Consider the following 578-nt stretch of genomic DNA (forward strand, 5'->3'; position numbering starts at 1 on the left):
AGATGTTTCAGTTCCCTGGGTGTGCCACGGATACGCTATGTATTCACGTAAACGTACTGCTCGATTAAAAACAGTGGGTTTCCCCATTCGGAAATCTCCGGATCAAAGCTTACTTACAGCTCCCCGAAGCATATCGGTGTTAGTACCGTCCTTCATCGGCTCCTAGTGCCAAGGCATTCACCGTGCGCCCTTATTAACTTAACCGTTTCGRCTTCCAATCTGCGGCGTATTGCGTTGTCAACTTCAGTCRTTCAGATCCTCACGTACGTAAGTACGCTCYGGTCTTCACTTCCTCGTTTCCTAGCACTACTTGCAGCTTGAAACYCTCWAATCARTTATTAATAAGATTGAACTTATTAAAAATGAATTACTTGAATGTTTGTTGCTTTCAATGTCGTTTTATCCAGTTTTCAAAGAACAAGTTTTGAAAGTGTCTTCTATTATATAGAAGATGAACCTTCAAAACTGAACGCAAAACGTCAACTTATAGACCCRAGRTCTATATTCCGTAATTATCCTTAGAAAGGAGGTGATCCAGCCGCACCTTCCGATACGGCTACCTTGTTACGACTTCACCC

2 rRNA genes are annotated in these 578 nt (G+C 42.6%); both read right to left on the reverse strand.

The window, feature by feature from the left end:
• A 23S ribosomal RNA gene (locus tag AC1DOS_RS20485) occupies window positions 1–204 on the reverse strand; the annotation flags it as partial.
• 318 nt (window positions 205–522) lie between these two features.
• Window positions 523–578, reverse strand: a 16S ribosomal RNA gene (locus AC1DOS_RS20490); the annotation flags it as partial.

It is taken from the genome of Paenisporosarcina sp. P5_A11, from assembly GCF_056400705.1.